We start from the raw sequence: 20,925 nt of genomic DNA, 5'->3' as shown, positions 1-20,925 counted from the left end.
CTCGGTCAGTCCCCTCTCCCTCTGGGAGAGGGCTAGGGTGAGGGTTGGCTTTTGGCTGTTTAAATTTGTGTCAAATAACCAGAACCTTCCCACAAGGTTTTCAGGTTGTCCGTCGGACGTGCGCTCTCTAGTCTTGGGTTGTCGCCGAAAACTCGGCGATCGGGTGTGAGAGCCCGTAGGAACTGTTAATCCAACACCAGTACCACCATAATTGCCGCCGGCTATTTGCTGCCCTGCAATTTTTATGGCGGCTGTGTGCGGGCGAACTTCGGTTCGGCCGGGCTTGTTCCTACCGGTTTCTCACTCCGCACATAGCTGCCACCACTCCGCCGCGTGAGAAACGGCATGTGTTGGCTTTGATTAGGAACATTCCATGACTAAGCCCGTACCCGATCCACCCATCGATCCCACCACCCCACTCGAAGACGCCATCCGCGCCGACGACCAGCTCAAAACCCGCGAAGCCATCAAACGCGCTCTCGATTTCTACCTCTGTCCCGAACCGGTCAAACCGCGTCAGCCCAGTACGATGTTCCTCATCCACCCGGACATCGACACTGAAAGCCTGCTCGCCCACGCCTGTGAATCGCTGGCTTCAGCCAATGTCATGGCCGGTGATCTGGCTGATCAGCTCAGTCGCCCGCAGCGCAGTACGGCGCTGGCGATCCAGCAGATCGTCATGCTCGCCGAGTTGGCGGTAACCCGGGCGCTGGATCGGGTTGATCCGCAAACGTAATCCGTCTGAGCACCGCATCATCGTTCTTCGCGAGCAGGCTCGCTCCTACAAGGGGATCGCACTCCAAATGTAGGTGTGGGCCTGTTTGCGATGGCGATTGTTCTGTGGCCGCTGTCTCTGGAAATATTCGCAAGGTTGATAAGTCCCAAAAAGGGACCTATCGTTCCCTTTTTGGGACTCTTTGGCCTTCACAGTGGAAACTATCTCTCTAAGCGAAGCGCTGTTTACCACCACTCAACAAAAAGTGTTGGGTCTGCTGTTCGGTAAGCCTGACCAGACTTTCTATGCCAATGAGATCGCGCGCTGGGCGCGTGTTGGCAAAGGCAGTCTCATGCGTGAACTCGACCGTCTGCAGCGAGCCGGTGTGTTGCGCATGAAAAGGGTGGGTAATCAGAACCATTACCAGGCCAATCCCACCTGTCCCATCTATGCCGAACTACTGGGCATCGCCCGCAAGACGTTTGGCATCGCCGAGCCTCTGCGTCAGGCATTGCAGCCATTTACCGAGCAGATCACCTGGGCGTTTGTCTATGGCTCCGTCGCCAAGGACACAGCAAACACACTCAGTGACATTGATCTCATGCTGATTGGCGAAGGCCTGCACTACAGTGACGTCATGGAACTGCTCATGCCTATGGAGGAGCAATTGGGTCGTCCCATCAACCCCACGCTTTACACCCCGCAAGACTGGACGGCGAAACTGGCTGCGCAAAACAGCTTTGTCGTGCGGGTAGTGCAGCAGGAAAAAATCGATCTGTTAGGGGCAAACCCTTTGGAGTCCAAGGATGGGCAGCAACGAGAGTCTGGAGAATCTTCTACGTAGCGGTGGGCTGAAAGCGGAGCCGCCGGATCGCAAGGAGTGTGAGGGCTTGATGCGCTCGGCCGTGGACCGGCTCAAGGATGCGCAAACTTCTACGTTGTCTTTTTCCAGCCGTTTCGACTTGGCTTATAACGCAGCGCACGCGTTGGCGCTGACGGCGCTTCGATTGAGTGGCTATCGATCAGATAAACGCTATCTGGTCTTTCAGTGCCTGGTGCATACGGCGCATATCAGCAAGATTCAGGTGCGATTGTTCGCGCTGTGTCATGAGCGGCGCAATCTCGCGGAATACGAAGGGTATATGGATGAGGATGACGCGCTTCTGGCGCAGTTGTTGGAAAGCACCTCGCAATTGTTGAGTAACGTCCAGCAACGAATGAACTGACATTCGGCACGGCTTGCGATCCTGACTAATCTCTTAAAGATCCGCCTCTATGAGCGGATACAGCTTGTATGGCTCAGGCCGCGCACGGCCCAAATCTCTCTGGGCCGTCCACCCCGGGAGTGTCTTGAAATGAAGCTGAAAACCGCTCTGCCATCTGTGCTCCTCTTGCTTCCACTCACTACGTTTGCAGCACCTGCCAGCCAATCCGGTGAGATCCGCTTTACCGGGCAAATCGTTGATTCTGGCTGTCAGGTCGGACCGGTCGGGGCGTTTGCGTCTCGTGAGTCTCGCCAGATCGAAATCAAGCCCGGCGTGAAAGTCGATGTCGACACTGAGCGCAACGCCTGCAGTCATCAGGCGCTGCCGATTTCCATGCGCTACGAAACGCTGAAGACCTTGACTGACAAAGGCATTGTCATCATCAGTTACCTGTAAACCGTTCGGCGTGCGTTGCAAATCTTCAGGTGCCGAGCGATGGCGCACAGGTATACTGCGCGCCTTCGCGGCTCACTGATCGGGCCCGACTTTTTGCTTTCCGGAGCTTTTATGACTTCCCCGACCCTGCCGCCGGTTGACGACGCTGTGAGCGATGTCCCGGCTGAACTGGCCGACACCAGCGATACCAAAGCCGAAATCCCGGCGTTCAAATTTCCATTCAAGCCGGGCGAGCTGGCCTCTGCCAAAGGCTCGAACCAGCCGTGGTACAAGAACGGCGCCAAGAATGGCCACACCAAGACCCCGGGCATGGCGCCGCCGGGTACCCGTCGTTCGATGGGCAAGCGCTGAGTTTTAATCCCGCCTGCGTTCAACGCGGCGACTGATACTGCCCGTGCCGGACCTTTCGCTGGCAAGCCAGCTCCCACAGGGTTCTGTGTCGTACACAAATTATGTGAACGCCCGAGATACCTGTGGGAGCTAGCGTGCTAACGATGAGGCCGGTTCGATCGCTGCAAAACCCCGATCAAGCCGCCCGCAGCGAAATAAACGCATACGTCTGCGCCGGTTCAGTCACCACCTGTGCCCCGGCCGCCAACACTTGCCCGGCCACATCATCCCCGGACAAATGAAACACCCACTCACTCGGAGTCGTCGTCAGCGGTTGCGCGGTGACCTGATCAATCACCGAAGCAAAAGCGCTCATATTCGGCAAATACGCTGTAAACCCGTCACCCTTCAACGCCGTGGTGCGAATCCCGAGCATCGCGCAAATCGCATCCTTGATGCCGATGTCATCCCGATCCGCCTGGCGCGAGCGTTGAATCAACTCCACCAGTTCCTGATCCACCAACTCGCCACCGGCAATCAACACTGGCCCCTGTTGCCAGGACTCCGGCGGGCAATCCTTGGCGGCAGGGTTGAGCGGGATATGCGGGTTGATTTCCGCCGGATAGATGCGACACACCAGTGGCCGCCGCTCGTAGATCCGGCACAACTTGTCTTCGTCAAGATTCCGGCAAGGGCCGACGTTGTACGCGGCGAAGGTAATCGCCACGTGGGCATCCGTGACACCGCTGCGCACCACCGCCGAACGCCGTTCAGCGTGCTCACGCTGTTGCGCTGGCAAGCCCAGACCATTGCCGAGAAAAGCCTCCACCAGCACGATCACCTGGCCGCCATCCGCCGCCCACATGCGGGCTTCGGCCAAGGTCAGGGGGACATGGTGATCGGTGCAGCATTTGCCGCAGCCTACGCAGGAAAACGTCGTATTCATTGAGCGATCTGTCTTCAATCAGGGTGTGAAACGGTGGCGGAAAACCACCGCACAGGCCTGGATCGAAGCAAGTTATGCGCCATTCACTGGGTTTTGCCGGTCGGACGGATCGAGTCCCACTCGGTGACGAAAGCAGTTTTCGATTTTTTGTTGTACAGGCACAGCTCGGTGCCTTGCTGGCCTTTCATGTGTTTTTGCGGGTATTGGCCTTGCAGCAAAACGGCGGTGTAGCCGACGCGGTCATCGAATTGCGCGGGCGTGCCGACGGGTTTGATGTTTTTCAAGCCGCTGGCTTTGCTGCAACTGGCGAGCACGGTTTTGTCGTAGGCGGCCCAGGCATCGGGGCTGGAGGCGTGGGCCTGGGACGCGAGGGCGGTGAGGCAGAGTAGGCTGAGGGTGAGCGCTTTCATGGGGGGCATCCTTGGTCGTGGGTGGCCAAGGTTGGAGTGTGCCTAAAGAGTTTTGTTGCCTGGGACACCGTTAAAAGATCGCAGCCTTCGGCAGCTCCTACATGGATATGCGGTTCCCTGTAGGAGCTGCCGAAGGCTGCGATCTTTTGACTTTAATCAGTCCGGCACCCGTTCCCGGCGGACCACATACATCCCGGCACCTTCATACAACCGCTGCGCGCGATGGTTGTCCTCCAGCACCTTCAGATCTACAAACCCTTCGCGCCGTTGCTGAAACACCTTGAATGCATGGAGCAACAACGCCCGACCCAGTCCTCGGCCCTGCATGCGCGGATGCACCACCAGATTTTTGATATAGGCGCTGGTCCAGCATTGCGCCACACCGACCACGCCGTCGCCATCGTGGGCAATAAAGCACAACGACGGATCGTATTCAGGATTGCTCTCGAATTGCTGCTGCCAAGCGTCCAGCGCCGGCACTCGGCCGCCGCCTTCGCGGTAGCCCAGTTGCATCAAATGATGCACGTCCGCCGCCAGTTCGACGGAGTACGTGCGCAGTTCAATGTCCTGTGGCCAAGACGCATCCGGCGCGTCCTTACCGAGGTCGCGCCGCATCAAAAAACAATACGTCTCGACCAAGACTCAGTGCCCGTGTGCCGCGACGTGTTTGGCCGCTTCGATCAGGCAGTGGGTCAGTTCCGGCGAGGAGAACTTGGTCAGCACGCCGTTCGCCCCGGCCAGGCGCGCTTTCTCGCTGTTCATTGCGCTGTCGAGCGAGGTGTGCAGCAGCACGTACAGATGGGCGAAGTCCGGCGTTTCACGCAGGGTGCGGGTGAAGGCGTAGCCGTCCATCTCGGACATTTCGATGTCGGAGACGATCAGGTTGATTTGCTGCGCGGTGCCTTGCAGGTCGAGCAGGCAGTCAATGGCTTCCTTGGCACTGCGTGCGGTGTGGCATTGCAGGCCGAGGTTGCGCAGGGTGTGCACCGATTGCTGCAGCGCCACCTGGCTGTCGTCGACCACCAGAATCCGCGCATTGCCGAGCACTTCGGCGTCTTCCATGGTCAGGTCGGTCGGGGCCATTTCGATCTGTGCCGGGGCGATGCTGTGGATAACCTTTTCGATGTCGAGCACCTGCACCAGCGTGCCGTCCACCGAGGTCACGCCGGTGATGTAGGCGCGCGAACCGCCGGAACCGAACGGCGGCGGTTTGATGTCGGTGGTCAGGCAGTGAACGATTTTGCTCACAGCCTGCACGTGCAGGCCCTGTTTCGAGCGGCTGACGTCGGTGACGATCAGGCAGCCGCCGTTCGGGTCTTCCAGCGGACGTTCACCGATGGCGCGGCTGAGGTCGATGACCGACAGCGAGGCGCCGCGCAACGTGGCGATGCCTTTCACGTGCGGGTGCGATTCCGGCAGCTTGGTCAGCGGCGGGCAGGGGATGATTTCACTGACTTTCAGCAGGTTGATCGCCATCAACTTGCCGCTGCGCAAGGTAAACAGCAGAAGCGAAAGTGAATCTGCGCGGGCTTTGGTGGAGGACATATGAACCTTCTGTGGAAAGGTGGTGGGCGAGGGTGGAAATCGCCAGAAACTATTGATGCCGGGTTATCGGCGTCAAAAGGTTGGGCTTTAGGTTAGTTGTCGGGTGGCGTGCAGATCAAAAGCCAAAGCCCCTCATCGGAACGCCGCCCGATCGGCCCCCTCTCCCAGAGGGAGAGGGGGCCGATCGGGGAATATTGTAGTAATTCACCGACCTGAACCTGCTCTGCCGAATCCATAATCGACTCGATGTTTCAGGTCGGCGTATGGCGCAAGACACCTCACCCTAGCCCTCTCCCTCAGGGAGAGGGCTAGGGTGAGGGTGTGCTTTTAGCTCTTCATCCCCAACCGCTTGGCCATCCGCCCAAGATTCGCCCGATCCAGCCCCAACTCCCGCGCCGCACTCGCCCAGTTATCCTGATTGCGTTCCAGCGCCGCACTGATCAACCTCCGCTGATACTGCTCGGTCGCACTGCGCAAATCCCCACTGATCAACGGCATCTCGGTCACCGCACCAACAACAGACTCAACCGAGTTATCCACAACCTCACGCGGTAAATCCAGATCCGCCGCGCTCAAACTGAGGATCTTCGGCCGCACCTTGCAGTTGCCCAACGCTTTCAGCGCACTGCGTCCGATCAAGTGTTCCAGCTCGCGCACGTTGCCCGGCCAAGTGTAGGCGAGCAGTGCTTCCTGGGCGTCGCTGTTCAGGCGCAGGCTGTTGAGGCCCATGCGCGAGCGATTCTGTTCGAGGAAAAAACCGCTGAGCAACAACACATCGCGACCACGATCACGCAGCGCCGGCACGCGCAGCGGGTACACACTCAGGCGATGGTAGAAGTCGGCACGATAGCGACCACTGCGCACTTCTTCCGCCAGGTCGCGGTTGGTCGCGGCAATCAGGCGCACATCGACCTGATGCTCCTTATCCGACCCCAAACGCTGCAATTGACCACTCTGCAACACGCGCAACAACTTGGCCTGCACGGTCAGCGACAACTCACCGACTTCATCGAGAAACAGCGTGCCGCCATTGGCCAGTTCGAACTTGCCGCGCCGGTCACTGGTGGCGCCGGTGAAGGCGCCGCGCACGTGGCCGAACAGTTCGCTTTCTACCAGCGTATCCGGCAACGCGGCGCAGTTGAGGCTGATGATCGGTTTGTCGGCGCGCGGTGAGGCGGCGTGGATCGCTTGGGCGACCAGTTCTTTGCCGACGCCGGTTTCGCCGGTGATCAACACGGTCAGATCGCTGCCGCCGACCAGATTGATTTCCTCAACCAGTTTTTTCAGCGCCTTGCTCTGGCCGATCATCTCGCGGTTTTGCTGGCCGCTGGCCTGGCGATAAACCTCGGCGCGCTGATGTTCGTCTTCTGCGCGATTGGCCAGGCGTTGAATGCGTTCGGCGGCGTTGACCGTGGCCGAGGCGAGGCTGGCGAAAGCTTGCAGGGCGTCGAGTTCGATCGGTTCGAAACGCTCGGGGTCGAGGGCGTCGAGGGTGATCAACCCCCAGAGTTTTTCATCGACAAATAAAGGACAGCCGAGGCAATCGTGAACTTCGAGGTGTTCGTCGAGGCCGTCGACCAAACCGTCGTAAGGATCGGGCAAGTCGCTGTCGGCGGCGAACCGCGTGGGGCCGGCACCGCTCAGCAGAATCTCGAAGCGCGGATGCTCACTGACTTTGAAGCGCCGGCCAAGGGTGTCGGTGCTCAAGCCGTCCACCGCCAGCGGCACCAGTGCTTCCCCGTCGAGGCGCAACAACGCCGCCGCATCGCAGGGCAGCAAGGCGCGCATGGCTTCGAGCAGGCGTCGGTAGCGCTCGCCCTCGGGCAGTTCGCGAGACAGGTCGGAGACGAGAGGCAGCAGGGCGGTGAGCAGGGATTTGGCGGTCATGGTCTTGTAGTCAAAGAGACAAGATGTAGTCCGGATGACTATAAGGTGCTCTGAGTCTTTATGACTACTTAAATCTCAAGCTATTGATTTATATGAATAAAAAAGTTGGCATGAATACTGATAACTCTTAGGTAACTTTTCCAAGAAGCTCAGGAGTCAACCTTATGCTTAGCGTCCAGGATCGTGCCATCGTCAAATCCACCGTGCCTCTGCTGGAAAGCGGCGGTGAAGCGCTGATCACGCACTTCTACCGCATGATGCTCTCTGAATACCCGGAAGTTCGCCCGCTGTTCAACCAGGCGCACCAGGCCAGCGGTGACCAGCCCCGCGCCTTGGCTAACGGCGTATTGATGTACGCGCGGCACATCGATCAGCTCGACCAGTTGGGCGATCTGGTGGCGAAAATCATCAACAAGCACGTCGCCCTGCAGATCCTTCCGGAGCACTACCCGATTGTCGGTGCCTGCCTGCTTCGGGCGATTTCCGAAGTGCTCGGCGAAGAGATCGCCACACCGGAAGTGATGAGTGCCTGGGGCGCGGCGTACGGCCAGTTGGCGGACATTCTGATCGGCGCCGAAACCGCCATCTACGACCAGAAAGAACACGCCTTTGGCGGCTGGCGTGGTGCGCGCGAGTTCATCGTCGCGGCCAAGGTCGAGGAGAGCGCGGAGATCATTTCGTTCTACTTCGAACCTGCTGATAAAGGCCCGATCCTCGCGGCCGAACCGGGTCAGTACATCGGCATGAAGCTGATCCTCGACGGTGAAGAAATCCGCCGCAATTATTCGTTGTCGGCACTGGCCAACAACGGTCAGTACCGCATCAGCGTCAAACGCGAACCGGGTGGCCGTGCGTCCAATCACTTGCACGATCAACTGCAGGTCGGCGCGAGCATTCAGTTGTTCCCGCCATCGGGTGAGTTCACCTTGGCTGCAAGTGACAAGCCACTGGTGCTGATCAGCGGTGGCGTCGGCATTACGCCGACTCTGGCGATGCTCGAAGCGGCGCTGGAAACCGAGCGGCCGGTGCATTTTATCCACTGCGCGCGTAATGGCAGCGTGCATGCGTTCCGTGACTGGATTGATGAGCTGGCGGCGCGCCATCCGCAACTCAAACGTTTTTACTGCTATGCCGAAGATGACGGTGTCAGCCCAGCGGCGGACAAGGTCGGGATGCTGGATCAGGCGTTGCTGGGCGAGTGGTTGCCGGCTCAGCGTGATGTGGATGCTTACTTCCTCGGGCCGAAGGGTTTTATGGCGGCGATCAAGCGGCATTTGAAAGCGCTGGGTGTACCGGAGCAGCAGAGCCGTTATGAGTTCTTCGGGCCTGCAGCGGCTTTGGAGTGATCTGAAACCGGGTTGCCTTCATTCGCGAGCAGGCTCGCTCCCACAGGGGATTTGTGTTTGACGCAGATCCAATGTGGGAGCGAGCCTGCTCGCGAAGGCCGTTACGCGGTGCTGATTCTTAAAAAGTGTTTAAAGGTTAATCGTTTCTTAACCGGTTTATCGTTTATTCCCCGATGCTGATGATAGGCGCTCGTTCGTTTACATGATCAGGATCGCCCCATGTCGCACTTCGCCTTCGCTCGTCGTTTCAGTTTTGCATCCATCGGTCTTTCGGCCGCGTTGCTGGCCAGCCCGTTTGCTTCTGCCGAATCTGCCTTGATAAAACCGCAGACCCTGATCGTCGATCAGAGCCTGCCCAAGGCGCAGGTCGAAGCCATGGAATTAGCCGCGCGGCGTTATGGCAGTTTCTGGAATTCCGGTGAGGAGGCGCTGGCCACGGCGGCGTTGTCGCCGCAGTTTGTCGACCAGACGCCACCCGAGGGCCGGGTGCAGGGGCCGACCGGGCCGTTGCTGGCGTCGAAGTTCTTTCGCACGGCGGTGCCGGACTTGAGTTGCGACATCGAGCAAATGATCATCGCCGGTGATCGCGTGGTAGTGCACCTGCACTTTCGCGGGCACTTCAGCGGTACGTTCAAGGCTCTCAAAGGGCAGGGCCAGCGTGTAGACTTCCGGGCAACCGATATCTATCAGATTGATAACGGTCGCATCGCGGCCAATTGGCATATCGAAGACAACATCAGCTTGATGGCGCAACTGCACGCGCAGCCGCCGGCCAGCTGAACCATGGACTTACAAGGGAAACGCGATGAGCGAGGAAACGATTCGACTGGGACGTGAACGGCGCTTTCTGGTGCTGCTGGGCATTATCTGCCTGGCACTGATCGGTGGTGCGCTGTACATGCAGATCGTGCTCGGTGAAGCACCGTGCCCACTGTGCATCTTGCAGCGCTATGCGTTGCTGCTGATCGCGCTGTTCGCGTTCATCGGCGCGGCCATGCGCACGCGCCGCAGCATCACCGTGTTTGAAGTGCTGGTGGTGCTTTGTGCGATTGCCGGGGCCGGTGTGGCCGGGCATCACGTGTACACCCAGTTCTATCCGGCGGTGAGCTGCGGCATCGATGTGCTGCAGCCGATTGTCGATGATCTGCCATTGGCGAAAATCTTCCCGCTGGGCTTTCAGGTCGACGGTTTCTGCTCCACGCCTTACCCGCCGATCCTCGGTCTGTCGCTGGCGCAATGGGCACTGCTGGCGTTCGTGCTGGTGGTCATTCTGGTGCCGCTGCTGACCTCGCGTAACCGAAAAGCACTGCGCTGAGTCAACTATTCGGCAGTCTGGCCGATACAGAAAACGCCCCGATTTGCGGATCAGCCAATCGGGGCGTTTTGCATTTCAGAGTGTTTGTGAAAACACCGTGACGGACGGCAAGGGAGGGTGCGGCAAGTGTGCGACATGTTGTCACACGCGCCGTGTCGCAGGGCTCCTCAGTGACGCGGAATCGGCCGTTGTTACAAAAAAGGATTGGTCTGATTCGGGGTTTTTCGGCTTTAGCACGCGAGTGCCAGAGCAGGCAGTTTTAACAAGCGTTGGCAGATGGCCAAAAGCCTTGGGTTATCGGGGCTTGCGCTGTTTCAGCGTTCGGAAAAAGCCATCAGAGCTGTCTGAACTGACGCGGGTACACCTACAATTTTTGGTGTTTTTGTTGAGAATCTATTTCGATAACATGCGGAACTTTTGCAAAAATGGCGATGGATTGTTGCTCGAACGGATAAAAATTATTTCGGGATAAGACATGGTGTATAGGGCGCTACCTATCTACAATCGCCCGCACTGAATTCCCGGCACTGTTCAGCCTTTATTAAGGAGGCGAGCAGGAAGTCGGGTGTCGAGTGAGTCGCAAGGCTTTCAAGACACCCAGGTGTCGGTGCCTTCCAACTTTCCGCACCAAATGGAATTGGTCTGTAACAAGGCCTTTGACCACGAATTCGAATAAGAACTGACCGCTGTCCCAGGTTTTGTCGAGCGTCTGACGCGCGACGGGCGGCCCTTATTCAATCCAAAGAAAATGCCAACCCTTGGCAGGGTGAAGTGTTGGCGATCAAAACCCAACTGCATTGCGCAAGCTGCTTTAGAGGTCGTGAGATGAGTAAAAACAGGTACCCCAGATTACTAGGCCTAGTGCCGCTGCTCGGCACGTTGTTGCTGGGAGGCTGCAACATGACCTTGCTCAATCCAACGGGCCAGGTTGGCCTGGAACAGCGAAACCTGATCATCACCGCGACCCTGCTGATGCTGTTGGTCGTCGTGCCGGTTATCGTCATGACCTTCCTGTTCGCCTGGAAGTACCGCGCGTCGAACAAGAACGCCGTCTACACCCCGAAATGGTCGCACTCGACCAAAATCGAAGTGGCAGTCTGGACCATCCCGGTCCTGATCATCATTGCCCTGGGTTACATCACCTACATTTCGACCCACGAACTGGACCCGTATCGTCCGATTCAATCCGACGTCAAGCCAGTGACCATCGAAGTCGTTGCGCTGGACTGGAAGTGGCTGTTCATCTACCCGGAACAAGGCATTGCCACGGTCAACAAGATCGTGTTCCCGGCGCACACGCCAATCAACTTCAAGATCACCTCTGACGCTGTGATGAACTCGTTCTTCATCCCGGGTCTGGGCGGCCAGATCTACGCGATGGCGGGCATGCAGACCAAACTGCACCTGATCGCTGACCGCAACGCTGAGATGGACGGTATCTCCGCCAACTACAGCGGCGCGGGTTTCACCGGCATGAAGTTCAAAGCTATCTCCACCACTCAGGAAGATTTCGACGCCTGGGTAAGTGAAGTCAAGAAGTCACCTAAACAGCTTGATCAAGCTGAATACGCGGCCCTTGCCAAACCGAGCCAGAACAACCCAGTCGAGCTCTACTCCTCGGTCACGCCGAACCAGTTCCAGATCATCGTCGACAAGTACGAAGGTATGAAGCCGGGCAAGCCGCTGAAGCACGAGAAGAAAGAGAAAGAAGTGGCGGCCACGGAAATTGACTCGAGTTCGCATTCAGCTGCCGGGGCAGAGGAGTAAACGATGTTTGGTAAATTAAGTTGGGAAGCAGTCCCATTCCACGAGCCGATCGTGATGGTGACCATCGCCATGATCGCCCTCGGTGGTCTGGCGCTGTTCGCTGCAATCACCTACTTCAAGAAGTGGACGTACTTGTGGACCGAGTGGCTGACTTCGGTCGACCACAAGAAAATCGGCGTGATGTACATCATCGTCGCCATGGTCATGCTGCTGCGCGGCTTTGCCGACGCCATCATGATGCGTACCCAGTTGGCCATGGCCACCGAGGGTTCGCCTGGCTACCTGCCACCTGAACACTATGACCAGATCTTCACCGCTCACGGTGTGATCATGATCATCTTCATGGCGATGCCATTCTTCACCGGCCTGATGAACCTTGCAGTGCCGCTGCAGATCGGCGCGCGTGACGTTGCGTTCCCGTTCCTGAACTCCCTGAGCTTCTGGCTGCTGGTGTCCGGCGTTGTGCTGATCAACCTGTCCCTGGGCGTCGGCGAATTCGCCAAGACCGGTTGGGTTGCCTATCCACCATTGTCGGGTCTGCAATACAGCCCTGGCGTGGGCATGGACTACTACATCTGGGCGCTACAGCTATCCGGGTTAGGTACGACGTTAACGGGGGTTAACTTCCTCGCGACCGTACTGAAAATGCGTACCCCTGGCATGAAACTGATGGACATGCCGATCTTTACCTGGACCTGCACCTGGGCAAACGTTCTGATCGTGGCTTCGTTCCCGATCCTGACCGCTACCCTGGCACTGCTGACCCTTGACCGTTACATGGATTTCCACATTTTCACCAATGAACTTGGTGGCAATCCAATGATGTACGTCAACCTGTTCTGGGCCTGGGGCCACCCTGAGGTTTACATCCTGATCCTGCCGGCATTCGGCATCTTCTCGGAAGTGATCTCGGCCTTCACCGGCAAGAAACTGTTCGGCCACCACTCGATGATCTACGCTTCGGGCGCGATCTCGGTACTGGGCTTCATGGTTTGGCTGCACCACTTCTTCACCATGGGTTCGGGTGCCAGCGTCAACGCCTTCTTCGGTCTGGCGACGATGCTGATTTCCATCCCGACGGGTGTGAAGCTATTCAACTGGCTGTTCACCATCTACCAGGGCCGTCTGCGCTTCACCAGCCAGGTTCTGTGGACTCTGGGCTTCATGGTGACCTTCGCCATCGGCGGCATGACCGGCGTACTGCTGGCCATCCCGGGTGCTGACTTCGTTCTGCACAACAGCCTGTTCGTGATCGCGCACTTCCACAACGTGATCATCGGCGGTGCGGTATTCGGTTACATCGCTGGTTTCGCGTTCTACTTCCCGAAAGCGTTCGGCTTCAAGCTGCACGAAGGCTGGGGTAAAGCAGCGTTCTGGTTCTGGATCTCGGGCTTCTTCGTCGCGTTCATGCCGCTCTATGCACTGGGCTTCATGGGCATGACCCGTCGTCTGAACGCTACCACCAACCCTGAGTGGGTACCGTACCTGTACGTTGCCATGTTCGGTGCGGTGATGATCGCTGTGGGTATTGCCTGCCAGCTGATCCAGCTCTATGTGAGCGTGCGTGACCGTAACAAGCCAGAGAACGTTTGCGATCACGGTGACCCGTGGAATGCACACACCCTGGAATGGTCGACCTCGTCGCCACCGCCGTTCTACAACTTTGCTGTGCTGCCTAAGGCTGACTGCATCGACCCGTTCACTGAAGCCAAGGAAAACGGTACTGCGTACCAGCGTCCGGCCAAGTACGAGCCGATCCACATGCCGAACAACACCGCCACTGGCGTGGTGATGGGCGCACTGTTGACCGTCTTCGGTTTCGCGATGATCTGGCACATCTGGTGGTTGGCGATCGCCAGCCTGGCCGGCACCGTCATCTACTTCGTGATCCACGCTGCACGTGACGACCAGGGCTATATGGTTCCGGTTGAAACGATCGAGCGTATCGAAGCCGAGCAGCACAAGCGTCTGGTCGCGGCAGGGAAAATCCCGGCCGGTGCCACCCGTGTTGAAACCTCGTTGGAACAGGCTTAAACCATGTCGAACTTAGTGACCAATGTTGGACACGCCCATGGTGACCATGGGCACGATGACCATCACCACGACTCGGGCGAGATGACCGTATACGGTTTCTGGCTCTACCTGATGACCGACTGCATTCTGTTTGCGTCGATCTTCGCGGTGTACGCAGTACTGGTAAACAACGTCGCCGGTGGCCCGTCGGGCCACGACATCTTCGAACTGCCATACGTGCTGGGCGAAACCGCTCTGCTGTTGTTCAGTTCGATCACCTACGGCTTCGCCATGCTGGCGTTGTACAAAGGCAAGAAGCAGGCGGTACTGGGTTGGTTGTTCATGACCTTCCTGCTCGGCGCAGGCTTTATCGCCATGGAGATCAACGAGTTCCACCTGCTGATCTCCGAGGGCTTCGGTCCTAGCCGTTCCGGCTTCCTGTCCGCGTTCTTCACCCTGGTCGGTACCCACGGTCTGCACGTGTCGGCGGGTCTGATCTGGATGGGCATCATGATGTACCAGGTCAACAAGCACGGCCTGACGGCGACCAACAAGACCCGTCTGAGCTGCCTGAGCCTGTTCTGGCACTTCCTGGACGTGGTGTGGATCTGCGTATTCACCGTTGTTTACCTGATGGGGACTCTGTAATGGCTAATGCACACTCCCATGACAGCCATGATGCTGGCCACGGCAGCGTAAAGTCGTACGCCATTGGCTTCATCCTGTCGGTGATCCTGACCGTCATCCCATTCGGTCTGGTGATGTACCCGAGCCTGCCGAAAGCCACCACGCTGGCAATCGTTCTGCTGTTCGCAGTAATCCAGGTGATTGTTCACCTGTATTACTTCCTGCACCTGGACCGTTCCATTGCTCAGCGTAACAACGTGATTGCATTCGTCTTTACGGCGATCGTGATCGTGCTGCTGGTTGGCCTGTCGTTGTGGATCATGTTCAGCATCCACACCTACATGATGGCGAAGTGAGGTAAGACCCGATGTCGCTCAAGCACTTTATCCAAATCACCAAACCGGGGATCATTTTCGGTAACGTGCTTTCTGTGGCAGGCGGGTTCTTCCTGGCCTCGAAAGGGCATGTCGATCTGGCGGTGTTTCTGGCTGCCATGATCGGTACATCCCTGGTTGTTGCCTCCGGTTGCGTGTTCAACAACTGCATCGACCGCGACATCGACCTGAAGATGGAACGCACCAAGAACCGGGTGCTGGTGCAGGGCTTGATCTCCCTGAAACTGGCCCTGGTCTACGCGACCATCCTTGGTGTTCTCGGCGTTGCGTTGTTGTACAAGGTGGCCAATCCGTTGGCCGCTTTGTTCGCGGTGATCGGCTTCATCATCTACGTCGGCTTCTACAGTCTGTACCTCAAGCGCAAGTCGGTTCACGGCACGCTGGTGGGCAGTCTGTCGGGCGCCATGCCGCCAGTGATCGGTTACGTCGCCGTAACCAACAGCTTCGACATGGCCGCGTTGACGTTGCTGGTGATGTTCAGCCTTTGGCAGATGCCGCATTCCTACGCCATCGCTATCTTCCGCTTCAACGATTACCTGGCCGCATCGATTCCGGTGCTGCCAGTGAAGCGCGGGATTCAAGTGGCCAAAAAGCACATCCTGCTCTACATCCTGGCGTTCCTCGTAGCGACCTTGATGCTGACCTTCAGCGGTTACGCCGGCATGAGCTACCTCGCCGTCGCCGCGGCCATGGGCATGTACTGGTTGTACATGGCCTGGACCGGCTACAAAGCGGTGGATGACACGGTCTGGGCACGCAAGCTGTTCGTGTTCTCGATCTTCACCATCACTGCGTTGAGCGTCATGATGTCCCTGGACTTCAAGGTGCCCGCAGAGCTGCTGCTGACGTACGCGCCGTAAGGCTCAAAGGCTTGAAGAAAAACCCCGCACATTGAGAGATGTGCGGGGTTTTTTGTTGCCTGGCGTAAAGCCCCTCATCGGAACGCCGCCCGCCCAGCCCTCTTCCAGAGGGAGAGGGGGCCGATCGAGTTGTCTCGAGTCCACCGCCGACCTGCAAAGTCGTGGCGATTATGGATTCGGTAAAGTGCGTTCAGGTCGGTGTATGTCGTCAATATCCTGCGTTCGGTTCCCTCTCCCTATGGGAGAGAGCTAGGGTGAGGGTTGCGAGTGGAGTTCAAAACCCCTAGATTTGGATCCAACCCCGACAGTGATAGCACCAAGCCATTTTTTCGGTGTTTTACTGCCGTGATTCGAGCTTCTTCATGCACTGATCAAAAGGCTGGGCGAAATGACTGAGAGGATGACCTGCGACGAGCGTTTTATTGCCCTGGCCCAAGAGCTGAACTACGACATCTATGGTGAGAACACCGCCGGCGGCAATTACGCGCCGCTGATCCGTCATCATGATGAGCTGTATATCAGCGGCATGGTGCCGCGCACCCACGGCAAGATTCAGTATCCCGGTCGGGTTGGGCTGGAGTTGACCCTCAAGGATGCCCAGGCCGCCGCCAGCATCAGTGCAATGCGTTGCCTGGCGTTGATCGTTGACGCGGTGGGTTCGCTGGACAAGATCAAGGCGTTGTTGCGGGTGACGGTGTATGTGAAGTCGACGCCGGACTTCGTTGATCTGAGCGAAGTCGCCAACGGTGCCTCGGACGTGTTCAGTCATGTGCTCGGTGATGCCGGCCGGCACACGCGCACCACAGTCGGTGTGTATCAGTTGCCGAAGAACGCGGCGATTGAGGTGGACATGATTGTAGCGTTGCATCCTTCGGCTTGAGGGTGACTTCACGGCTTGCCCTCACCCTAACCCTCTCCCGGAGGGAGAGGGGACTGACCGAGGTGTCTTGCGCTATACATCGACCTGAGAGGTCGAGGCGATTGTGGATTCGGCACCGCACTTTCATTTCGGCGAACTTCCACAATATCCGCAAATCGGCTCCCTCTCCCTTGGGAGAGGGGACTGACCGAGGTGTGTTGCGCTATACATCGACCTGAGAGATTGAGGCGATTGTGGATTCGGCACCGCACTTTCATTTCGGTGCATCTCTTGAATATCTCCCGATCAGCTCCCTCTCCCTCGGGAGAGGGCTGGGCGGGCGGCGTTCCGATGAGGGGCGAGGATTTTCGCCTTCTCACAAATCCCAAGCCGGACAACAAAAAGCCCCGCCTGAATCTCAGCGCGGGGCTTTTTCGTTCAGCGCTGCGCTATTACTGCGCGGCGATGCTATAGCCATCAAACGCAGTCTGCTGTTGCAGCGCGGTAATGATGTTCTTGCGGTTCACTGCCTGCTCGGTACCCGCGTTGTCGACGAAGACTTCGCTTTCCAGCTCCGCCTCTTCGCCTTCACCAACGAAGGTGAAACCGAGGAACTCCAGCGCTGCACGGTCAACGTTCAGGCGCGAGCGTGGCGTGCGCAGTGGCAGGGTCACGCTGATGCCGTCCTTGCTGATGGTGAAGATTTCGACTTCTTTCTTCTTCGCAGCCTTGCTCTTGCCGCCGCTCGGATTGCTGATCGCCTGATGGGTCTGGTTCAGCACTTTCAGCGCGAGGCCGTAAACGATTTCCTGGAACGCCGGATCGTCCTTGAAGCTGGACAGGATGCGGCCGATCGAGAACTTGCTGCTGAGGTCTTCAAGGGCGGCGAGGTCGGCGGCTTCGGCGTCTTTCAGCGCCTTGAGTTCGCCCATCAGCTCGTAGGCCTTGTCGTCATCGAAACTGTCGTGAGCCTGACGGATCGCCGCGCGCAGCTCGCGGATCTGGTCGCTTTCGCGGGTCGACTGGAACGCGTCCAGGACCATCTCGCTGATGATTTTGGCTTGTGGCAGGTGTTGTGAAAGATTGATGGAGTTTTCGTATTCCGCTTTGGACGATTCGGTGACTACGGATTCAGCGGTGTTGAAATCGGACATTGAAATTTCACTACTTTTTTAACTTGAGTGGAGATGAGAAAACCGAGGGCTTTTTCAGGCCGACTAATTTAGGGGAGCGCGGCGGCGTTGTCACGGAGCAACGGTCTGCCGGTCGAGTTTTTTCCCGGCGTGCACTATTTCCGGCGCGGCCGTTCCATGGCAATCACCGAGGTTTCAAAACCCAGGCTGGCAAAAAAAGCCTCTGCGCCCTCGCGTCCGGCCCGCAGCACCCACGTAATATCGGGGTTGTCGCCCATGATGTGCTCGACCAGTGCACGGCCAATCCCTGCACGCCGATGCTGGTCATCGACCACCACCATCGACAGGTAACCGTTGGACAAACCATCGCTGATCCCGCGAGCGAATCCGATGATCTGCCCACCCTGGACGGCGACGGCGGTGCGCTGAGAGTTGTCGATCAACTGGGCGAAGTGTTCAGCTGAACCGGTGCGATGGCCCCAGCCATGCAGCCCGAGAAACTGCCGCACCGATTCCGTTTCGGCGGGCAGCAAATCACGTACGTTGAGTGTGTTGTTCATCTGCTGTTCGGGTCCTTGTCAGCGCTTTTTCATGGAAGGGTAGAGCAGGCCGCGTCAGGATTTCCCCCACGTCTGCATCGCAAACTCCACGAACCGGCGCAATTTCGGCAAACGATAACGATCTGGCGCGTAGAGCAGATGCATCGGTCTGCTGGGTGGCTGGAAGTCGGCGATCACCTTCACCAGTCGGCCTTCGCGCAGGTCTTGTTCCACCAGCGCATCCGGAAGCATCACGATGCCCATGCCGGTGCGGGCCGCCTGGTGCAGCCCGGCGGAGCTGTTGATCAGCATAGGCCCGCTGACGTCGACCATGATCTCCCCATCGGGACCACTGAGACGCCAGCGCTTTTCCACCGATTGCCAGTCGTCGCCAGCGGGATAGGCGAACGACAGGCAGTCGTGTTGTTGCAGGTCTTCCGGGGTTTTCGGCATGCCCCGCCGGGCGACATAGTGCGGCGAGGCGCACACGGTCAGGGTGTAATCGATCAAAGGCCGGGCGATCAGGTTGGACTGCTCGAAATTGCCCAGCCGAAACGCCACATCCAGGCCACTCTCCAGTAGATCGGGACGGCTGTTGGTCAGCACCACGTCGAGTTTGACCTGCGGATACAGCAAGGAAAACTCACTGAGCGCCGGGGCCAGCCGTTCAACGCCGAACGTCAGCGGCGCGGTGAGGCGCAGCATGCCCCGGGGTTGATCGAGGGTCTGCTCGGCGAGGCGTTCGGAATCGGCGACCAATCCCAACACTTCCAGACAACGCTGGTAGTAAACGCTGCCGAATTCAGTGAGCCGCTGACGTCGAGTGGTGCGTTGCAGCAGTTGCACGCCCAGCCGTTGCTCCAGCGCGCGCAGATGATTGCCGACCATGGTCGTCGACAGGTCGCACTGCAACGCGGCCGCCGTCATGCTCCCGGCTTCGACGACTTTGACGTACACGCTCATCGACTGGAACAGGTCCATTATCAAGCTCAGCTTTTAAATGAATGAAGTTTTCCCGAGTTTATCCAGTTTCGCTGGCTAACCATACTGCCAGCACACCGACCTGCACTGGAGTTTGAAGTCATGACCGCCGCCCTGATGAACACCTACCAACCACTGGCCTTGAGCTTCACCAAGGGCCTGGGCACTCGCCTGTGGGATCAGGCCGGTCGCGAATATCTGGATGCGGTGGCCGGTGTGGCGGTGACCAACGTCGGCCACTCACACCCGCGGATCGTTTCGGCGATCAGCGAGCAGGCCGGGTTGCTGCTGCACACGTCGAATCTGTACAGCATCGACTGGCAGCAACAACTGGCCAAACGGCTGACTGAGCTGTCGGGCATGGAGCGCGCGTTTTTCAATAATTCCGGTGCCGAGGCCAATGAAACAGCGCTGAAACTCGCGCGTTTATACGGCTGGCGCAAAGGCATCGAACAGCCGCTGGTGGTGGTCATGGCCAACGCGTTCCACGGCCGCACACTTGGTACCTTGTCAGCCAGCGATGGCCCGGCAGTACGCCTGGGTTTCAACGATTTGCCGGGGGATTTCCTCAAAGTGCCGTTCGGCGATCTCGCTGCGCTGGAGCAGGTACAGCAAAAGCACGGTGAGCGCATCGTGGCGATTCTGATTGAGCCAATCCAAGGCGAAAGCGGTGTGCAGCTCGCGCCGCCCGGTTACCTTAAAGCCCTGCGCGAACTGTGTAATCGCCATGCGTGGCTATTGATGCTCGATGAAATCCAGACCGGCATCGGCCGTACCGGGCGCTGGTTCGCCTTTCACCATGAAGGCATTGTCCCGGATGTCATGACCCTGGCAAAAGGACTGGGCAACGGCGTGCCGATCGGCGCTTGCCTGGCCCGGGGCAGGGCGGCGGATCTGTTTACGCCCGGCAGCCATGGCAGCACCTTCGGCGGCAATCCACTGGCGTGTCGGGTCGGTTGCACGGTGCTGGATATCATCGAAGAACAGGGCCTGCTGGAAAATGCCAGGATTCAGGGGGAACGGCTATTAACTCGCCTGCGCGCAGAGCTGGCGGACAATCCCAATGTGCTGGCGATTCGCGGGCAGGGCTTGATGATCGGGATCGAGCTGAAACAACCGGTGCGTGATCTGACCCTGATCGCCGCGCGGGATTATGGACTGTTGATCAACGTCACGCGGGGCAAGACGATACGGCTGCTGCCACCGTTGACGATTGATGAGCGTGAGGTGGAGATGATTGTCAGAGGTGTGGGATGTGTCGTTCAGTCGTGACGATTTTCACTCTTCGATCAAATGTCTGACTTTGGCTTTTCCTGCGCGCATTTCGCCGATCGATCTGATCAACCGCTCGGCGTTTGCGGGTGAGCGCATCAAGTAGGCTGTTTCTTCGAGTGTGCTGTTCTCGCCAGGAGGCATCATCACGACAGGCTCAGATTCTTGCCGGGATTGCGAAGTTAGCTCTCGATCCTCGCTGGATGCCAAGAACGTATGGAGGTGAGTACAGGATGACAAGGCGACACCTACTAGTGGTTGTTTCGCAGAAGGGTTGCTGCGAGCACGTTCAGTATCACTTAAGAACCCTGGAGACGTTTCTGA

Annotated in this window: 24 protein-coding genes; 15 read left to right on the top strand and 9 right to left on the bottom strand. The window is 58.1% G+C overall.

Translation table 11 applies throughout. The features are described from left to right. Positions 1-373: 373 nt before the first annotated feature. The 5 genes from CKW38_RS08145 to CKW38_RS08125 all read left to right on the top strand — a co-directional run bounded on the left by CKW38_RS08145 (position 374) and on the right by CKW38_RS08125 (position 2,727). Positions 374-736 carry a DUF6124 family protein gene (locus CKW38_RS08145; protein WP_095112405.1) on the top strand — a complete coding sequence of 121 codons (363 nt, stop codon included), beginning with the start codon at positions 374-376 and terminating at the stop codon, positions 734-736. Positions 737-929: 193 nt separating this feature from the next. Next, positions 930-1,559, top strand: a complete 630-nt coding sequence (locus tag CKW38_RS08140; protein ID WP_007916969.1) for a nucleotidyltransferase domain-containing protein — start codon at positions 930-932, stop codon at positions 1,557-1,559. Beyond that, a complete protein-coding gene (locus CKW38_RS08135; RefSeq protein WP_095112404.1) occupies positions 1,522-1,941 on the top strand; it encodes a hypothetical protein in 420 nt (139 codons plus the stop codon). Before CKW38_RS08140 ends, CKW38_RS08135 begins: the two co-directional genes overlap by 38 nt. A 129-nt stretch (positions 1,942-2,070) precedes the next feature. Then, positions 2,071-2,376 carry a hypothetical protein gene (locus CKW38_RS08130; RefSeq protein WP_095112401.1) on the top strand — a complete coding sequence of 102 codons (306 nt, stop codon included), beginning with the start codon at positions 2,071-2,073 and terminating at the stop codon, positions 2,374-2,376. 111 nt (positions 2,377-2,487) lie between these two features. After that, positions 2,488-2,727 carry a hypothetical protein gene (locus CKW38_RS08125; protein ID WP_007916963.1) on the top strand — a complete coding sequence of 80 codons (240 nt, stop codon included), beginning with the start codon at positions 2,488-2,490 and terminating at the stop codon, positions 2,725-2,727. 175 nt (positions 2,728-2,902) lie between these two features. Here the strand turns inward: CKW38_RS08125 and CKW38_RS08120 are convergent, their stop codons facing one another. From CKW38_RS08120 to norR, 5 genes are all read right to left on the bottom strand, one after another. Beyond that, positions 2,903-3,652 (bottom strand): YkgJ family cysteine cluster protein, encoded by a 750-nt coding sequence (locus CKW38_RS08120; protein WP_007916961.1) that lies wholly within the window; start codon positions 3,650-3,652, stop codon positions 2,903-2,905. Between the two features lie 83 nt (positions 3,653-3,735). Next, the gene (locus tag CKW38_RS08115) at positions 3,736-4,062 is read right to left on the bottom strand and encodes a hypothetical protein (protein ID WP_095112399.1); all 327 of its coding nucleotides are present in this window, start codon (positions 4,060-4,062) and stop codon (positions 3,736-3,738) included. 156 nt (positions 4,063-4,218) lie between these two features. Next, positions 4,219-4,677 (bottom strand): N-acetyltransferase, encoded by a 459-nt coding sequence (locus tag CKW38_RS08110; RefSeq protein WP_095112397.1) that lies wholly within the window; start codon positions 4,675-4,677, stop codon positions 4,219-4,221. Between the two features lie 27 nt (positions 4,678-4,704). Next, positions 4,705-5,607 carry a chemotaxis protein CheV gene (locus CKW38_RS08105; RefSeq protein WP_008084803.1) on the bottom strand — a complete coding sequence of 301 codons (903 nt, stop codon included), beginning with the start codon at positions 5,605-5,607 and terminating at the stop codon, positions 4,705-4,707. A gap of 327 nt (positions 5,608-5,934) precedes the next feature. Further along, on the bottom strand, positions 5,935-7,494 hold the full coding sequence (gene norR / locus CKW38_RS08100) for a nitric oxide reductase transcriptional regulator NorR (RefSeq protein ID WP_095112396.1): 1,560 nt from the start codon (positions 7,492-7,494) through the stop codon (positions 5,935-5,937). Between the two features lie 164 nt (positions 7,495-7,658). Between norR and hmpA the strand changes: the two genes are divergently transcribed. From hmpA to CKW38_RS08050, 9 genes are all read left to right on the top strand, one after another. Further along, on the top strand, positions 7,659-8,840 hold the full coding sequence (gene hmpA / locus CKW38_RS08095; protein WP_095112394.1) for an NO-inducible flavohemoprotein: 1,182 nt from the start codon (positions 7,659-7,661) through the stop codon (positions 8,838-8,840). 219 nt (positions 8,841-9,059) lie between these two features. Continuing rightward, positions 9,060-9,620 carry an ester cyclase gene (locus CKW38_RS08090; protein WP_095112392.1) on the top strand — a complete coding sequence of 187 codons (561 nt, stop codon included), beginning with the start codon at positions 9,060-9,062 and terminating at the stop codon, positions 9,618-9,620. A 25-nt stretch (positions 9,621-9,645) separates the two neighbouring features. Further along, positions 9,646-10,155, top strand: coding sequence for a disulfide bond formation protein B (locus tag CKW38_RS08085; protein ID WP_095112391.1), 510 nt, complete (start codon positions 9,646-9,648; stop codon positions 10,153-10,155). 825 nt (positions 10,156-10,980) lie between these two features. Then, complete coding sequence (gene cyoA, locus CKW38_RS08075) at positions 10,981-11,922, top strand: ubiquinol oxidase subunit II (protein WP_007916947.1); 942 nt, start codon at positions 10,981-10,983, stop codon at positions 11,920-11,922. A gap of 3 nt (positions 11,923-11,925) precedes the next feature. Continuing rightward, entirely contained in the window at positions 11,926-13,956 is a 2,031-nt protein-coding gene (cyoB, locus tag CKW38_RS08070; RefSeq protein WP_007916945.1) for a cytochrome o ubiquinol oxidase subunit I, read from the top strand. Positions 13,957-13,959: 3 nt separating this feature from the next. Further along, complete coding sequence (cyoC, locus tag CKW38_RS08065) at positions 13,960-14,583, top strand: cytochrome o ubiquinol oxidase subunit III (protein WP_007916943.1); 624 nt, start codon at positions 13,960-13,962, stop codon at positions 14,581-14,583. After that, the gene (cyoD, locus tag CKW38_RS08060) at positions 14,583-14,918 is read left to right on the top strand and encodes a cytochrome o ubiquinol oxidase subunit IV (protein WP_007916940.1); all 336 of its coding nucleotides are present in this window, start codon (positions 14,583-14,585) and stop codon (positions 14,916-14,918) included. The genes cyoC and cyoD overlap by 1 nt, the downstream gene beginning before the upstream one ends. Positions 14,919-14,929: 11 nt before the next feature. Continuing rightward, a complete protein-coding gene (gene cyoE / locus CKW38_RS08055; RefSeq protein ID WP_007916939.1) occupies positions 14,930-15,817 on the top strand; it encodes a heme o synthase in 888 nt (295 codons plus the stop codon). Between the two features lie 388 nt (positions 15,818-16,205). Further along, entirely contained in the window at positions 16,206-16,697 is a 492-nt protein-coding gene (locus CKW38_RS08050; RefSeq protein ID WP_034156086.1) for a RidA family protein, read from the top strand. Between the two features lie 431 nt (positions 16,698-17,128). On the opposite strand, the gene CKW38_RS08045 is transcribed toward CKW38_RS08050, so the two are convergent. From CKW38_RS08045 to CKW38_RS08035, 3 genes are all read right to left on the bottom strand, one after another. After that, positions 17,129-17,830, bottom strand: a complete 702-nt coding sequence (locus tag CKW38_RS08045; RefSeq protein WP_007949995.1) for a hypothetical protein — start codon at positions 17,828-17,830, stop codon at positions 17,129-17,131. A 134-nt stretch (positions 17,831-17,964) separates the two neighbouring features. Next, positions 17,965-18,369 (bottom strand): GNAT family N-acetyltransferase, encoded by a 405-nt coding sequence (locus CKW38_RS08040; protein WP_095112390.1) that lies wholly within the window; start codon positions 18,367-18,369, stop codon positions 17,965-17,967. A 54-nt stretch (positions 18,370-18,423) separates the two neighbouring features. Continuing rightward, positions 18,424-19,329 carry a LysR family transcriptional regulator gene (locus tag CKW38_RS08035; RefSeq protein ID WP_095112389.1) on the bottom strand — a complete coding sequence of 302 codons (906 nt, stop codon included), beginning with the start codon at positions 19,327-19,329 and terminating at the stop codon, positions 18,424-18,426. A gap of 102 nt (positions 19,330-19,431) precedes the next feature. Here CKW38_RS08035 and CKW38_RS08030 point away from each other — a divergent pair, with 102 nt between their 5' ends. Beyond that, positions 19,432-20,601 (top strand): aspartate aminotransferase family protein, encoded by a 1,170-nt coding sequence (locus CKW38_RS08030; RefSeq protein WP_095112388.1) that lies wholly within the window; start codon positions 19,432-19,434, stop codon positions 20,599-20,601. A 6-nt stretch (positions 20,602-20,607) separates the two neighbouring features. Here CKW38_RS08030 and CKW38_RS30370 read toward each other — a convergent pair whose 3' ends face one another. Beyond that, positions 20,608-20,811, bottom strand: coding sequence for a prevent-host-death protein (locus CKW38_RS30370; RefSeq protein WP_081498753.1), 204 nt, complete (start codon positions 20,809-20,811; stop codon positions 20,608-20,610). Positions 20,812-20,925: the final 114 nt, after the last annotated feature.

It is taken from the genome of Pseudomonas sp. Irchel 3H7 (assembly GCF_900187605.1).
Classification (GTDB): domain Bacteria; phylum Pseudomonadota; class Gammaproteobacteria; order Pseudomonadales; family Pseudomonadaceae; genus Aquipseudomonas.
This window is presented reverse-complemented; position numbering and strand designations above follow the sequence as displayed.

What these genes read in the sequence shown, in the direction of transcription:
- CKW38_RS08135 (WP_095112404.1), top strand. Translation starts at nt 1,522, where the DNA reads ATGGGCAGCAACGAGAGTCTGGAGAATCTTCTACGTAGCGGTGGGCTG.
- cyoA (WP_007916947.1), top strand. Translation starts at nt 10,981, where the DNA reads ATGAGTAAAAACAGGTACCCCAGATTACTAGGCCTAGTGCCGCTGCTC.
- CKW38_RS08045 (WP_007949995.1), bottom strand. Translation starts at nt 17,830, where the DNA reads ATGTCCGATTTCAACACCGCTGAATCCGTAGTCACCGAATCGTCCAAA.
- norR (WP_095112396.1), bottom strand. Translation starts at nt 7,494, where the DNA reads ATGACCGCCAAATCCCTGCTCACCGCCCTGCTGCCTCTCGTCTCCGAC.
- CKW38_RS08090 (WP_095112392.1), top strand. Translation starts at nt 9,060, where the DNA reads ATGTCGCACTTCGCCTTCGCTCGTCGTTTCAGTTTTGCATCCATCGGT.
- CKW38_RS08125 (WP_007916963.1), top strand. Translation starts at nt 2,488, where the DNA reads ATGACTTCCCCGACCCTGCCGCCGGTTGACGACGCTGTGAGCGATGTC.
- cyoC (WP_007916943.1), top strand. Translation starts at nt 13,960, where the DNA reads ATGTCGAACTTAGTGACCAATGTTGGACACGCCCATGGTGACCATGGG.
- CKW38_RS08040 (WP_095112390.1), bottom strand. Translation starts at nt 18,369, where the DNA reads ATGAACAACACACTCAACGTACGTGATTTGCTGCCCGCCGAAACGGAA.
- CKW38_RS08050 (WP_034156086.1), top strand. Translation starts at nt 16,206, where the DNA reads ATGACTGAGAGGATGACCTGCGACGAGCGTTTTATTGCCCTGGCCCAA.
- cyoD (WP_007916940.1), top strand. Translation starts at nt 14,583, where the DNA reads ATGGCTAATGCACACTCCCATGACAGCCATGATGCTGGCCACGGCAGC.
- CKW38_RS08120 (WP_007916961.1), bottom strand. Translation starts at nt 3,652, where the DNA reads ATGAATACGACGTTTTCCTGCGTAGGCTGCGGCAAATGCTGCACCGAT.
- hmpA (WP_095112394.1), top strand. Translation starts at nt 7,659, where the DNA reads ATGCTTAGCGTCCAGGATCGTGCCATCGTCAAATCCACCGTGCCTCTG.
- CKW38_RS08145 (WP_095112405.1), top strand. Translation starts at nt 374, where the DNA reads ATGACTAAGCCCGTACCCGATCCACCCATCGATCCCACCACCCCACTC.
- CKW38_RS08030 (WP_095112388.1), top strand. Translation starts at nt 19,432, where the DNA reads ATGACCGCCGCCCTGATGAACACCTACCAACCACTGGCCTTGAGCTTC.
- CKW38_RS08035 (WP_095112389.1), bottom strand. Translation starts at nt 19,329, where the DNA reads ATGGACCTGTTCCAGTCGATGAGCGTGTACGTCAAAGTCGTCGAAGCC.
- cyoE (WP_007916939.1), top strand. Translation starts at nt 14,930, where the DNA reads ATGTCGCTCAAGCACTTTATCCAAATCACCAAACCGGGGATCATTTTC.
- CKW38_RS08115 (WP_095112399.1), bottom strand. Translation starts at nt 4,062, where the DNA reads ATGAAAGCGCTCACCCTCAGCCTACTCTGCCTCACCGCCCTCGCGTCC.
- CKW38_RS08130 (WP_095112401.1), top strand. Translation starts at nt 2,071, where the DNA reads ATGAAGCTGAAAACCGCTCTGCCATCTGTGCTCCTCTTGCTTCCACTC.
- CKW38_RS08105 (WP_008084803.1), bottom strand. Translation starts at nt 5,607, where the DNA reads ATGTCCTCCACCAAAGCCCGCGCAGATTCACTTTCGCTTCTGCTGTTT.
- cyoB (WP_007916945.1), top strand. Translation starts at nt 11,926, where the DNA reads ATGTTTGGTAAATTAAGTTGGGAAGCAGTCCCATTCCACGAGCCGATC.
- CKW38_RS08085 (WP_095112391.1), top strand. Translation starts at nt 9,646, where the DNA reads ATGAGCGAGGAAACGATTCGACTGGGACGTGAACGGCGCTTTCTGGTG.
- CKW38_RS08110 (WP_095112397.1), bottom strand. Translation starts at nt 4,677, where the DNA reads ATGCGGCGCGACCTCGGTAAGGACGCGCCGGATGCGTCTTGGCCACAG.